This is a genomic window from Methanothermobacter marburgensis str. Marburg, assembly GCF_000145295.1.
GTDB lineage: Archaea > Methanobacteriota > Methanobacteria > Methanobacteriales > Methanothermobacteraceae > Methanothermobacter > Methanothermobacter marburgensis.
On sequence record NC_014408.1, the window covers coordinates 1,163,748 to 1,176,881 of the forward strand.

13 protein-coding genes are annotated in these 13,134 nt (G+C 48.9%); 8 read left to right on the top strand and 5 right to left on the bottom strand.

What is annotated here, in order from left to right:
• Nucleotides 1-22: 22 nt before the first annotated feature.
• The 4 genes from ade to eif5A all read right to left on the bottom strand — a co-directional run bounded on the left by ade (nt 23) and on the right by eif5A (nt 4,281).
• Nucleotides 23-1,636, bottom strand: a complete 1,614-nt coding sequence (gene ade, locus MTBMA_RS06150) for an adenine deaminase (protein ID WP_013296071.1) — start codon at nt 1,634-1,636, stop codon at nt 23-25.
• Nucleotides 1,637-2,872, bottom strand: a complete 1,236-nt coding sequence (locus MTBMA_RS06155; RefSeq protein WP_013296072.1) for an ornithine cyclodeaminase, nickel-pincer nucleotide-dependent — start codon at nt 2,870-2,872, stop codon at nt 1,637-1,639.
• A gap of 102 nt (nt 2,873-2,974) precedes the next feature.
• Complete coding sequence (gene speB, locus MTBMA_RS06160) at nt 2,975-3,838, bottom strand: agmatinase (protein WP_013296073.1); 864 nt, start codon at nt 3,836-3,838, stop codon at nt 2,975-2,977.
• Between the two features lie 50 nt (nt 3,839-3,888).
• Nucleotides 3,889-4,281 carry a translation initiation factor IF-5A gene (gene eif5A, locus MTBMA_RS06165; RefSeq protein WP_013296074.1) on the bottom strand — a complete coding sequence of 131 codons (393 nt, stop codon included), beginning with the start codon at nt 4,279-4,281 and terminating at the stop codon, nt 3,889-3,891.
• A gap of 136 nt (nt 4,282-4,417) precedes the next feature.
• On the opposite strand from eif5A, the gene MTBMA_RS06170 reads away from it, so the two are divergent.
• From MTBMA_RS06170 to MTBMA_RS06205, 8 genes are all read left to right on the top strand, one after another.
• Nucleotides 4,418-4,861 carry a pyruvoyl-dependent arginine decarboxylase gene (locus MTBMA_RS06170; protein ID WP_013296075.1) on the top strand — a complete coding sequence of 148 codons (444 nt, stop codon included), beginning with the start codon at nt 4,418-4,420 and terminating at the stop codon, nt 4,859-4,861.
• Between the two features lie 18 nt (nt 4,862-4,879).
• Nucleotides 4,880-5,725, top strand: coding sequence for a bifunctional fructose-bisphosphatase/inositol-phosphate phosphatase (locus MTBMA_RS06175; protein WP_013296076.1), 846 nt, complete (start codon nt 4,880-4,882; stop codon nt 5,723-5,725).
• Nucleotides 5,722-6,573: an NAD(+) kinase gene (locus MTBMA_RS06180; RefSeq protein ID WP_013296077.1), complete on the top strand. Its 852-nt coding sequence runs from the start codon at nt 5,722-5,724 to the stop codon at nt 6,571-6,573. The genes MTBMA_RS06175 and MTBMA_RS06180 overlap by 4 nt, the downstream gene beginning before the upstream one ends.
• Nucleotides 6,574-6,742: 169 nt before the next feature.
• Entirely contained in the window at nt 6,743-8,065 is a 1,323-nt protein-coding gene (gene cfbE / locus MTBMA_RS06185; RefSeq protein WP_013296078.1) for a coenzyme F430 synthase, read from the top strand.
• Nucleotides 8,066-8,186: 121 nt separating this feature from the next.
• Nucleotides 8,187-9,056 (top strand): hydroxymethylbilane synthase, encoded by an 870-nt coding sequence (gene hemC / locus MTBMA_RS06190; RefSeq protein ID WP_013296079.1) that lies wholly within the window; start codon nt 8,187-8,189, stop codon nt 9,054-9,056.
• Complete coding sequence (locus MTBMA_RS06195; RefSeq protein ID WP_013296080.1) at nt 9,053-10,009, top strand: Gfo/Idh/MocA family protein; 957 nt, start codon at nt 9,053-9,055, stop codon at nt 10,007-10,009. Before hemC ends, MTBMA_RS06195 begins: the two co-directional genes overlap by 4 nt.
• Nucleotides 10,010-10,019: 10 nt before the next feature.
• Entirely contained in the window at nt 10,020-10,628 is a 609-nt protein-coding gene (locus MTBMA_RS06200; RefSeq protein WP_013296081.1) for an orotate phosphoribosyltransferase-like protein, read from the top strand.
• Between the two features lie 350 nt (nt 10,629-10,978).
• A complete protein-coding gene (locus MTBMA_RS06205) occupies nt 10,979-11,863 on the top strand; it encodes a UbiA family prenyltransferase (RefSeq protein ID WP_013296082.1) in 885 nt (294 codons plus the stop codon).
• Between the two features lie 4 nt (nt 11,864-11,867).
• Here MTBMA_RS06205 and prf1 read toward each other — a convergent pair whose 3' ends face one another.
• Entirely contained in the window at nt 11,868-13,091 is a 1,224-nt protein-coding gene (prf1, locus tag MTBMA_RS06210) for a peptide chain release factor aRF-1 (RefSeq protein ID WP_013296083.1), read from the bottom strand.
• Nucleotides 13,092-13,134 lie beyond the last annotated feature (43 nt).

Sequence of the window (13,134 nt, forward strand, 5' to 3'; positions counted from 1 at the left end):
ACAGAAAAGCAGGGCCCAATCATCACCCAACAATAACATCTACGAACCGGAATTCATCCACACTGAAAAGTCCCCTATCACCTATTTTCAATTCAGGTATAACAAGAAGCGAGAGGAAGGACATCGTCATGAATGGCGCGCTCAGAGTGCAGCCAAGTTCACGCACAAAATCGTTGAGGTCCTCCATTCTGGATGCGACCTCCCCTGCATTTCCATCTGACATTAAACCTGCAACCGGGAGATCAAGGATCCTCTGATCATCATCCGAAACAGCCACAAGGCCCCCGCCTGTTTTTTTGAGGATATCGACCGCCCTCTTCATGAGTTCTGAATCCATGCCCACTGTTATGACATTGTGTGAGTCATGGGCCACAGTTGAGGCAATGGCCCCTCCCTTAAGTCCGAAGCCATGAACGAATCCGTTGGAGATGTTTCCCTTACCATAACGATCTATAACTGATACTTTAAGTACATCCAGGGAGGGATCGGGTTTTACAATGCCATCGTTTACCTCAAGTCTTTTTTGCAGCTCCCCTGTCACTATCTGGCCATCGAATACATCAATTACCCTGGCAGTGACCTCATCATCATCTGATTCCACCTCAAGATCCTCTGCAGTGAAATCAATGATTTCAAGGCGGTTCATATTCCTGCGACTGGTTTTAGGGGCTCCCAAGTATCTTCCATTCTCTGCAACGACCCTTCCATCAATGTACACCCTCTTAACATTGAAGTCCCTTAGGTTATCAACCACCACCATGTCGGCTGCCCTTCCAGGTGCTATGGCCCCTGTGTTGAGGTTGTAGTGATCTGCAGGGTTCACGGTGGCCATCTGCACGGCTTTAACAGGGTCAACACCGTATTCAACAGCCCTTCGGAGTATCCGATCCATGTGACCCCCCAGGAGGTCTGCTGGGTGGATATCATCCGATACCAGGAAGTCACAGTCAACGGCTGCAAGGTCCCTGAGGTTCCTTGCACTGGAGCCCTCACGTGCCATTATCTTCATTCCAAGTTCCCTCTTCTCAAGGGCCTCAGCGGGACTCACACATTCATGTTCGGTGGATATACCAGCCCCTGTGTATGCACACAGTTCATCGCCTGATAGTAGGGGTGCGTGGCCGTCCACCGGCTTATTGAGTTTTTTTGCAGCATCTATCTTCTCCATTACTTTCTCATCACCGGATATCACACCGGGAAAGTTCATCATTTCACCCAGCGCCACCACAGAGTCCCTTGAAAGGAGATCCTCTATCTCCCTGGCCGAGAGCTCTGCGCCTGATGTCTCAAAGGGTGTTGCAGGTACGCAGGATGGTGCCGTGAAGTAAAATTTTAGGGGTGTGTGTGAAGCATCCTCCAGCATGAATTCAACACCCTCAACACCCATAACATTGGCTATCTCGTGTGGATCAGAAACAACAGCGGTGGTGCCATGGGGGATTGCAGCAGCTGCAAAGGATGAAGGGGTGAGCATTGAGCTTTCGATGTGGACATGGGCATCCACAAACCCCGGGAGGATTAAATCTGTGAAATTCCCCTCCACCCTCCGAACACATGTTATCAAGCCGCCAGAAACCTCAACCTCCGCAGGGTATATGTCCCCTGTGAAGACGTTAAGGATGTTACCCCTTATCATCTAATCCTCCAGATTGTTCATCTTTTTGAGTTCATGGAGGAGTATGGGGATGAACGCACCCACATCTGTAACCACGCTTACAGCCTGTGAACTGCCCCTGTCAGAGAGCTTCGTGACTGTTGCCGGGTTTATATCAACGCATATTGTTTTTACGCGTGATGGGAGTATGTTGCCAGTGGCTATTGAGTGGAGCATGGTGGCTATCATTATGACCATGTCGAGGTCCTGAACGTACTTCCTCATCTCATTCTGGGCCTCCATGACATCCGTTATTACGTCGGGAAGCGGCCCATCATCCCTTATTGAACCTGCAAGGACAAATGGCACATCATTCTTTATGCACTCATACATTATCCCTGACCTGAGGACCCCCTTCTCCACTGCATCCCTTATTGAACCGGCGCGGTTTATTTCGTTTATTGCGTTGATATGGTGTCTGTGACCCCTGCTTACGGCCTCACCCCTCTCAAGGTTAACCCCAAGTGAAGTGCCGTACAGGGCTGACTCTATATCATGTGTGGCAAGGGCGTTGCCTGCAAAGAGCACATCTATAAAGCCATTGCGTATCATCTCTGCAATCACAGGTGCAGAACCTGTGTGCACAATTGCCGGGCCCCCAACCAGGCCTATCTTACCGCCCCTCCTTTTAATATCGGTTATCTCAGAGGCTATCTTCTTTATGGTGGTCACAAGGGGTTTTTCACTTGAAACGTCGCTACCCATGAATTCAAATACTCCCTGCTTTCCCCTGGGCCTCTCGGGTGGGACGACCTTTATGCCCTCCCTTCCGACAACAACCAGATCCCCCTTCCTTATATCCCTGATGGGTTTGCACCGGGCAGTTTTTGACTTGGGGTCAACGACTATCATGCAGTCCATCTCTATCCCCTCAACCTCCAGCCATTCGCCTCCATGGTAAATGAAGGTCTGATGGTTGGTTGTGGAGTAGAAGTCATCAGGGAGAACCCTGTCCATCGGGGCCCTTTTCAGTTCAACCTCCCTTATCTCTGCTATGGACGCCCCTATCTCACTGAGTTCATCCAGGATCTGGTTGAGGAGTGATGGTGTCTCCGCCTCCACCAGTATCCTCGCATGGCTTGGATCAGATTTTCTCTTTCCTATTTCGATTTCAAGTATCTGGAAATCCCCGCCCATATCCATTATTATGTCAAGGGCCCTGGGGAGTATGAGACTGTCAATTATGTGACCCCTGAGTTCCACCTCTCGAGTATTCATGATTAACACCACCGGGATTGATAATTAAATGGTTGGCCAACAAAGTATATAAAATCTGCTGGGATCAGAAAGGGAATCCGGGCTTTTAGATGCTTTAAAGAATTATAAAAGTGTCAGAAGGTCATAAATTATCTTGGCCGCATTCACAGATGTCTGATCCCCAAAGCCGGTTGATGCAACCTCCACCACATCAAAACCAACCACATCCTTCCTGGAGAGAACTTCAGCCATGTCCTCGAGAACCCATGGCGTGAGACCGCAGGGTGTGGGGTTACCAACCGATGGTGCATATGCAGGGTCAAGCACATCCATGTCAACCGAGATATATACAGGGTCCCTGATACCCCTGAGGGCTTCAGATACAGCCTCAGGGTTCTGCATTACCTCATGGGCCATTATGCATCTTATACCATTCTCCCTTGCAAATTCAGCCTCATGGGCTGATGCTGAGCGAACCCCGATCTGAATGACATCTACCCCAAGTTCATGAACGCGCCTCATGACTGTTGCATGGGAGTACCTCTCGCCTGCATAGCGATCCGCCATATCCATATGGGCGTCGAGGTGGATAACCACAGGCGCTCTGTCGCGGGATATGAGTTCCCCGATCACGGGTAGTGTAACCGTGTGTTCACCGCCCAGGGTGATGGGTTTGAGGTCCAGGTCCAGCAATCCGCCTATGGAGTCACCTATGAACTCCGCGGTTCTCTGGAAATTACCCGGCACCACATCCACGTCACCGAAGTCAAAGCATTTAACACCTGGCTCTCCTGAAAACCTTAGGTTATATGATTCAAAGCTGTAGGATGCCTCCCTAACTGCCAGGGGTCCGAAGCGTGTCCCTGGAACATAGGTGGTTGTGGAATCAAAGGGGACCCCCACTATTCCAAATGAAAGTTCAGGTATCCTCTCAGGGTCCGTTGTTGAAAAAGCAAATTTTAGGGGGTCTTCTGTATGTAAAAGCATTCAGATCAAAAACCTGATTTTATCAGATTGTAAAAAAGGAGTTTGTGGGATTATCCCTTGGTCCTCATGAGTTTCCTCTGACCGAGGGCCTCTATGTACTCCACCTCAATACCCTCAACCAGATTGTCCCTCAGTTCATCAGGTATGGGTGTTTCAAAGGTCTCATAGGTTTCAAGGTCCATCAGCTGGACGTCTCCGCCCATTATTGCAAGGACCTGGGCTGTCCTCTTGTCGATTATGGGTATGTCGACCTTTGAGTCAACAGGCTTAACAAAGCTTCTCTTCTGGTTGTCAAAAATCCCAACAGCCTCAACACGGGCCTTTGCTGATCCATGCTTGCCCGGAGATGATGTTGAGATGTTTGTAATCTTTGATGCCTCACCATCAATGATCACGTACTTTCCAACCTTAAGTGTCTTAACTTCAACCACTTTCTTTGACATCAATCTTACCTCCTGTTAGAATGAGTGATATGAGACAGATGTATATCTATTAATCTGGTGCACATATATAAAAGCTTTATAGAATCAGTGCCTCTGAATTGTGTGATTGAATTGAATCTGATAAGAAGTGATTGAAATGAAGGTTGCTATAACATCAGGTAGCTCTGAAGGACCCACCAGGCTCAATGCCTTTGACAATGCACTCCTTGAAGCTGGAATAGGTGACGTGAACCTCATAAAGGTTTCAAGCATACTCCCCCATGGCACGAAAATAGTTGAACTTCCACCCCTTGAACCGGGGTCCATGGTGAACTGTGTGCTCTCATATAAAATATCAGATACCCCCGGTGACCTCATATCCGCCGCCATAGCAGCTGCAACTTCAGATGAGTTCGGATGTGTCGTTGAGAACTCTGCGGTTAACAGAAAACCTGAAGATGTGAGGGAAAAGGCCATCTCAATGGTCAGATACATGATGTCTGTGAGGGGACTTGAAATAAATGAATTAATAGTAGAAGAAACAAACCATGTTGTTGAAGAGTGTGGGGCTGCTGTATCAGCGCTCATCTACCTTGATTGAACTCAAGAAGGGGGTTGAATGGAAGAATCAGACATCTACTACTGGAAGAGCATCGCAGTTAAAATGGCCGAGCAGGTTGAAAAGGCTGTTGCTCCCCTTGTAGGAACTCCAGATGCCGGGGAGATAATCAAAATGGGAGCCGACGGAACACCCACAAAACTCATAGACCTCGTTGCAGAGGATGAGGCCATAGGTGTGCTTGAGAACACAGATAGGCCCGTCACGATAATAAGTGAGGAGATAGGTATTCTCCACATAAACCAGGAGCCCCCGGATGAACCCAGAATAATCTTCGTTGTGGACCCCCTCGATGGTACAAGCAATGCAATAAGAAACATACCATTCTACGGTATCTCAGTGGCTGTTGCGGAATATATCCCTGGAGGCGACCTCCCCTCCCTCAACAATGTCGTCATGGGTTTCGTGAAGAACTTTGCAACGGGAGACCTTTACTGGGCAATAAGAGATCAGGGAGCCTTTCTGAATGATAAAAAAATCTGCGCATCAAGCCAGAACTCCCTGGATAGGACCTCCCTCGGTGCATTCATCTACGGCACGAGATTCCGGAGGGTTGATAGCATCTGCAGGGTGATCCGCCGGATGCGCATTCTGGGCTCCGTGGCCCTTGAACTCGCATACGTTGCAAGCGGCTCATATGACGCCTTCATGGACCTGAGGGAGAATCTGCGAATAGTCGACATAGCCGCATCCAAGCTAATCGTGGAGGAGGCAGGTGGAGTGGTGACAAATGAGCGGGGCGAATCAATAGACGGCCTGCTAAATGTCAAGGCGAGGACCTCACTTATCGCGGCGGGAAACATGGAACTCCACAAAAAGATAATGCAGACCCTGGAGGCCATATGATGCGTATAGGTATAATAGCCCGCTTTGATGTGCCCGAAGCCGTTGAACTTGCAGGTAAGGTGGCCTCATTCCTTCTGAACAGGGGTGTTGAACTGAGTGTTGACCTGAAGGTCGCAGAGAAGCTACCGGAACTCCTTGAATACGGAAAGGACATCAGGGACATGGATGTCGACATGATACTGACCATTGGGGGGGATGGGACAATACTCCGGACCCAGAGCCTCATAGAGGGTAAGGAGATACCCATACTTGGAATAAACATGGGCACTGTCGGTTTCCTCACAGAGGTCGACCCTGAGAACGTCTTCTCGGCCCTGGAGGATGTTCTTATTGGCAACTATGCTGTTGAGAGGAGAACACTCCTCAGCGTATACCATAACGGTGAACTTCCATCAGCCCTCAATGAGGTTGTTATGATGACCAGGAAGCCCGCCAAGATGCTCCATATAGAGATATCCGTTGACGATGAGGTGGTCGAGGAGCTCAGGGCGGATGGTATAATCATAGCAACACCCAGCGGTTCAACAGCGTATTCCATGTCTGCGGGGGGTCCAATAGTGGATCCCCGTGTGGAGGCCTTTCTTATAGTCCCCATCTGCCCCTTCAAGCTTAGCGCCAGACCACTGGTTGTCTCCAATAAAAGTGTCATCAGGGTCAAGCTCTTGAGGAAGGGTAAGAAGGCCATCGCGGTGATTGATGGGCAGTACGAGGAGGAGATCAACCACATGGAAGAGGTTGTATTCAAAAAGTCAGATCACTGCGCCCACTTTGTAAGGCTCAGTAAGGACTTCTACAGGAAGGTGCGTGAGAAGCTCATAGAGGGGGGTATAGACTCAATAAAGAGTTAAAGCTGATTCTAAGGGCCTTGTGGTCTCAATGGTTAACCAAAGCCATTTAACTGGACTAATGTTATACAGATGCCCAAAGACCTCAAAACCATCTCAAAACCCCCAAAAAGGTTATACAGATGACCAATATCTCTAATAGTATTCCAAAACCCCCTAAAAGGTTATACAGATGACCAAAGATCTGAAAAATGTTTCAAAACCCCTTGTTGTTGACCTCACACATGGTGGAGTTACCATTGCCCGTGAACTGAAAAAAATAGCGGACCATGTCCTGGCATGGGACATATACGGGACACTGAAGGGCTCTGACCATGAAATGCTCCTTGAAATGGGCATCGATGAGGTCGATGGTCCCGTTACTGGATCCACTGTAATAGCACCTGTTCACTGCCCGGTTAAAGCAGATATAACCCACCATGAGATAACAGGCCTTCTGCTGGGCCCCTGGAAGGAAGCACGTGGGATACCTGTGGTTGAGGTTACAGGCGTAAAGGGTAAGACCAGCGCGGTATGGATACTCAGAAAGATCATGGAGAACCTGAATCCTCTCATCCTGAGCAGCCTGGGGTCCTATGCGGGTTCTGAACTCCTGAGGAGGGATATAAGCATAACCCCCGCCAGTATGATTGAGACCGTGAAGCTTGCAGGTCCCCGTGATTATGGTTCAGCCATCTTTGAGGTCTCCCTTGGTGGCACGGGCCTTGCAGATGTGGGTGTGCTGACAAATATAGCCGAGGACTACACCATAAGAAGGGGCACATCAAGGGCCAGTTCCGCCAAGAGGCAGATATTCAAAAGCAGAATGGTCTGCTGCGACCTTCAGGCATTCAACAGGTACTACCGGAATTTTGGGGATAAAACAAACACATTCTCGGTTGATGCTGGTGCCAGTGTCCATGCCACCGATATCAGGTACGGCCTTGATTCCACGGTGGCCAGTGTCAGTGTGGAGGACCTTAAGACCATTGATGGTGACCGGATCAACACAGAGTTTGGAATTGAAACATTTGCACCGGCAGAGCACCATCTATCAAACGTCCTTGCCGCGGTCAGCGCCGCTCTCACACTTAACCTGGATGTGAGGGACATCCGGAGGAGGGTTAAGGGCTTCCAGGGGATACCTGGCCGCACATCAATCAGAAAACTGGATGGCTCAAGCATAATAGAGGAGGTGAACCCTGGTCTGAATGTGAAGGCCGTCGAGTACACACTGAAAATGGCAGAGGACCTCCCTGATCCTGCCGTGATCATAGGTGGAAGGTACGGGGTTACCTGTGAGGATATAGATGAGGACAGACTCTCTGGAGTTCTCAGAGAATTCAGTGACCTCAACATCATGTTCACCGATGAACTGGGGTACAGTATAATGAGAAAAACCCGTAAAAACAGCCCCTACTTTAAGTCCCCTGATGATGCACTGAAGGCTGCCCTTGAACATGAAACCGTGATCCTGATTTACAGGTCAGAGTACCGTGACCTCTCAAGAAGATGATGAGTAACGCAGGCGTATGTAGTCAGAAATTGGGTTTTTTTAATAACCGTGACTTTTTAAAAACTTATAAATAGGATGCCATAAATTTTTCAAGTGATTAACGTTTACTGGAGATGATTCATTGATAGCTGGAACAAGGGGGAGTCGCCTGGCACTGGTGCAGACCGACCACGTCATTGATATGCTCAGCGAAATCTGCGGTGAAAGAATCGAAAGGAGAATCATAAAGACAAAGGGTGACAGGATAAAGGATTCCCAGCTTTACAGTATGGACTCAAGGGGCCTCTTCACAAGGGAACTTGACATAGCAGTCCTTGAGGAGGAGGTTGACTTTGCCGTCCACAGCCTCAAGGACGTCCCCAGTGACCTTGACCCCGAACTTGTGATCGCAGCGGTACCCCCACGGGAATCCCCCAATGAGGTTCTTGTATCCCGTTTTGACTGGGATGAACTTCCCCCTGCTGCTAAACTTGGAACAAGCAGTCTCCGGAGGGAAGCATTCTGCAATCACCACCAAAAAAATTTTAAGATGGAGCCCCTAAGAGGAAATATAGATACCAGGATACGAAAGGTGATGGAAGGGGAGGTCCATGCAACCATAATGGCCGAGGCGGGTTTAAAGCGTCTAGGACTCGAAAATTACATTAAAAAAAGATTCACACTGGAATACTTCACACCCGCCGCTGGGCAGGGGGCTCTGGCTGTTATAACAAGAAGGGACAGCGAATTGATGGTTTCAATTGAGAAAATAACCCATTACCCCTCCCACCAGGAGGTCACAGCCGAGAAGACTCTCCTCAGAGAACTGGGTGCCGGCTGCCAGTGCCCACTTGGGGTTATAGCAAGGGCCTCTGATGGAAAGATCAATCTCTATGCTGTTCTTCTAACAAGAGATGGTGAGATACTCAAAAGAGTTAATGTTAAAGGATCTGTTGATAAAGCAGAGGAAATCGGTAAAAAAGCTGCCAAAGAAATGGAGGATTATATTTGAAAAAGATAAATGTGGGTGTAATCGGCGTTGGAGCCATGGGTTACAACCATGCCAGGGTTTACTACAGACTTAAAAATGCGAATCTCATGGCCGTATCCGACATAATGAAGGGAACACTCCAGAAGGTTGCCAACAAGTACGATGCTGTAGGTTATGTGGACTACGAGAACCTCCTTGAGATACCAGAGATAGAGGTAGTCAGTGTCTGCGTGCCAACCACCCACCATTACCGTGTGGTCATGGACGCCCTTGAACACGATAAACACGTCCTTGTGGAAAAGCCCATTGCATTCACACTTGAAGAGGCCAAGGAGATGGTGAAAACAGCCCGTAGGAAGGGTCTGAAGCTGGGGACAGGGCATGTTGAAAGGTTCAACCCTGCTGTTCAGAAGGCAAAGGAGTTAATTGAGAATGATGTGATAGGGGACGTGGTTTCTGCATCTGCAAAGAGGGTCGGCCCATTCCCCCCAAGGATAAAGGACGTTGGTGTTACAATTGACCTGGCGATACATGACCTTGATGTCATGCACTACCTCTTCAGCGAACCTGTGGCAGAGGTCTATGCGGTCATGGGCAGCATACTCGAGAAGTGTGAGTATGAGGACCATGCAGAGATAATGACAAAGTTCAGAAGCGGGATCACAGGGATACTTGAGGTTAACTGGCTCACACCCTACAAGAGGAGGAAGCTCGCCATCACAGGAACAGATGGCATAATAAACGTTGACTATATCGATCAGAAACTGGATGTGTACGGTAAATTCGCCCAGGACATCCAGATCAAACATGAGGAACCCCTCAGGAATGAAATCAAATCATTCCTCTCATCGGTTATCAACGATGAGGAGCCTGAGATAACCGGTGAGGACGGCATATACGCCCTTAGAACTGTACTTGCAGCCATGAAATCTGCGAGGGAACACAGGCCCGTGAAACTTAACGGTGATATTTGAGGTGCTTGTAATGGAGAATGAACTTATAAAGAAGGCCAGGGAACTGAGGAAAAGGGGTTTTACAACAGGGGAAATTGCAGATGAACTGAACGTATCCAAGGATACTGCCAGGTGGCTGACGCTTCAGACCGCCAGTTCAGTTTCCCCAAAGGAGGTCCCTGTGGATTTTGCCATTAACTGGGAGAGCCTCGGTGGCAGTTCATCCCGTATGAGGTATGTTTCGGCTGCAATGGCAGACATGGCACTCAAGTACGGTGTTGCAGATGTTGTGCTCGGTATAGCCATAAGCGGAATACCATTCGCCACCCTCATGGCAGATGTCATGGGGGCTGAGACAGGTCTTGAAACATCCCTTGCCGTCTTCCACCCCGTGAAACACAGGAAGGATGAGGGGGCAGAGGGCGCCATTAGCAGCAACTTTGCAAAGGTGAAGGGCAAGAGGGTTGTGGTTGTTGATGATGTGATAACCAGCGGGAGGACCATAGGTGAGGTTGTAAGGGTCCTCAGGGAGCAGGGAGCAAAACCCCTGGCTGTCACCGTCCTCATAGATAAGAAGGGGATCTCAGAGGTTGATGGTGTACCTGTTGAGTCACTCATAAGGGTCAGCAGGCTTGGCTGATAACTGCCCCAATCTCATTTATCCCAACCTAACCTAATCATCCCAAAGACTTTTCTTATTCTCTAAAAGTCTGAGGTTTTATCCTAAAAACCTCTTCTTGGTTTTTTGCCGTATTTAACCTTTTAACTGGTTTTAAACCTCAGAATATCATCCCATCCAGTCAAATGTGTCCTTCAGACACCTGTATACTCAACTCCATTTTTTAAATGAATTCAGCGATCTCCCTGGCACTGGCTGGCGGATCAGATGATTGATTAAAAGATTACCACAATATCATCCAATTTTGAATTACCTTTTCAGATAATAATTGGTAGATATCGATAAGGTTTCATTTAAACATAGTTAATACTATGTCAGGCCATTTATATGAAACCGGTTTTCTGAAAAACGTCAAAATTTTAAGGGAATTTCTTTCAACCCTGAAAGACCTTTTCGTCTATGGTGGAATTCTTCCGGCGCTCTGGGGGCCATCACTTCTTCTGGCATCCTCAACACTTCTCGAAGGACATTGCAGCCCCATAACTGCACTGATATCCTTCATGCTCCCCCTCACGGTGTACGCCTACGACTACCTTGCAGACTCCAAAGTAGATTCACTCACGGACCCCCGGAGATCCTGTTTCAGCGAACGGTGGGGTAAACCGATTATTGCATCCTGTGCAGCCACACTCATCCTTCTGCTTGGTATGTGCAGGGATCCGCTCATGGCGACCCTCACTGTAATCCTTCTGGTGGCGGGGGTTCTCTACACGGGATTCTTCAAGGGTTTCACCAGAAGGATCACAGGCTTTAAAAATATCTACCTGGGCCTCATATGGAGTTCATGGACCGTTATACCCGTAGCTCCCCATGCCCTCACAGCATCCCACCTCGTGGTGTTCACCTTCATTTTTCTGAAGGTATATGTGAACACGGCCTTCAGTGACTATAAGGATGTTGAATCAGACAGGCTGAAGGGACTCAAAACACTTCCTGCAGTTTACGGTGAAAATAGGAGTTCAGTTATCCTGCAGGTTATAAACGCGACTGAAGCTGTTATTCTGTGTGCTGGCATTCTCCTTGGACTTGTACCTGGAATCGGTGTCGCTGCAGTGATCCTTGCCATCTACACTGGACTTTACCTGCACCTGAAAGGGGAGATGGACATAAAAGTAGCCACACTCATTGCAGACCTGGAGGGCCCCCTTCACATCATACTCATTCTGGGATCCCTTAGGGTTCCATTAACCCTCTGAATGATCAGGGGCGGTACCTCAGTATCGCCCCTATACCCCCAAAGGCCCTCAGGAGCTGCATGCCCTCCTCTGTCTCTGTTGATATGATCTCAACCTCGGTTCCAACCTCCTCAGCCATTTCAACCAGGTCATCGATCATATCCCTCCTGTCTGAGAGCCTCATCTGATCGTTACATGATGGACAGATTTCGGTGTCCGGTAGATCCTTACCTGTCTTCTCCATGCTGTGACCACACGATGCGCACTCGTAGGTTCCCCTCTGGTATTTGAGGTCCTCTGAGAGAAGGAGAACCTCAACTGCACCCATCTGGAGGTGCTGTCGGACCTCCCTCTCACCATAGGATGCAAGTCCATCCTCATTTATGAGTTCCCTGAGGAAGCGCTGGACCAGTTTCTTCTCCCTCATCACATCAATTTCACTCAGGACGTCCATGGACTTGTCGATAACCTCCCTGATACCAAATTCCCCTGTGTACGATGTGTCCACCGTGGTTATGACCTTCTTCTTGAGTTCATGGTGAAGGTAGTCCCCGTTCAGGAACTCCTCCTTGGTGTGGCCGGGGCCCCCGAGGATGATGCCCTTGAGGTCCTCTATCTGGAGGAATGCCTCGTTCATGTGCTCACCTATCCTCTTGAGGAACTCGTGGGCTGCCAGGTCTATGAGGCGGTCGAACCTCCTCTGGGACTGACCGCCCGCCTTGTGCTTACCTGGCACGCCACTTGTTAGGGTCTTGAGGATGTCTATCCTCTTACCCCTAAGGGTTGCGATGGTCGCCTCCTTCCTGTCAAGTACAGCCAGACCATAGGTCTCCTTCTCCTCAAGCATCTCCTTCAGGGGTTCAAGGTAGAACTCCGAGTTACAGTGGTATATGTAGGTCTTTATGGGTTCAGGTGGCTCGAAGACGTAGGTTTCCATCTTCTCTGTGCCGGGACCTCCCCTGGGAACCATTCCCACGAACATCACAAGGCCCTTCTCGGGTGGTCTCGGGAAAAGCTTCAGCCTCTGCATTATAACCTCAATTGCTGACTGCACATTCTTCTTGGTCTGCTTGCTCTTGATGTTGGCGCTCTGGCTCAGTTCCTCCCTCATATGCTTTGCAACGTCACTGATCTGCCTGTCTGGGGGTATGTATACCGATACAAGCTCTGTCCCCCTTCCCCTCTTATCCGAGAGTTCCTGGAGGGTTCTCTTGAATTCGAAAAGCTCCTTTGATGATGGTTCACTCACTATGAATCACTCCTCATGAAAATGATAAAATAAACTGTAACTG

Bases quoted from the DNA above. Each gene is read 5' to 3' on its own strand.
- ade (WP_013296071.1), bottom strand. From the start codon at position 1,636: ATGATAAGGGGTAACATCCTTAACGTCTTCACAGGGGACATATACCCT.
- MTBMA_RS06155 (WP_013296072.1), bottom strand. From the start codon at position 2,872: ATGAATACTCGAGAGGTGGAACTCAGGGGTCACATAATTGACAGTCTC.
- speB (WP_013296073.1), bottom strand. From the start codon at position 3,838: ATGCTTTTACATACAGAAGACCCCCTAAAATTTGCTTTTTCAACAACG.
- eif5A (WP_013296074.1), bottom strand. From the start codon at position 4,281: ATGTCAAAGAAAGTGGTTGAAGTTAAGACACTTAAGGTTGGAAAGTAC.
- MTBMA_RS06170 (WP_013296075.1), top strand. From the start codon at position 4,418: ATGAAGGTTGCTATAACATCAGGTAGCTCTGAAGGACCCACCAGGCTC.
- MTBMA_RS06175 (WP_013296076.1), top strand. From the start codon at position 4,880: ATGGAAGAATCAGACATCTACTACTGGAAGAGCATCGCAGTTAAAATG.
- MTBMA_RS06180 (WP_013296077.1), top strand. From the start codon at position 5,722: ATGATGCGTATAGGTATAATAGCCCGCTTTGATGTGCCCGAAGCCGTT.
- cfbE (WP_013296078.1), top strand. From the start codon at position 6,743: ATGACCAAAGATCTGAAAAATGTTTCAAAACCCCTTGTTGTTGACCTC.
- MTBMA_RS06200 (WP_013296081.1), top strand. From the start codon at position 10,020: ATGGAGAATGAACTTATAAAGAAGGCCAGGGAACTGAGGAAAAGGGGT.
- MTBMA_RS06205 (WP_013296082.1), top strand. From the start codon at position 10,979: ATGTCAGGCCATTTATATGAAACCGGTTTTCTGAAAAACGTCAAAATT.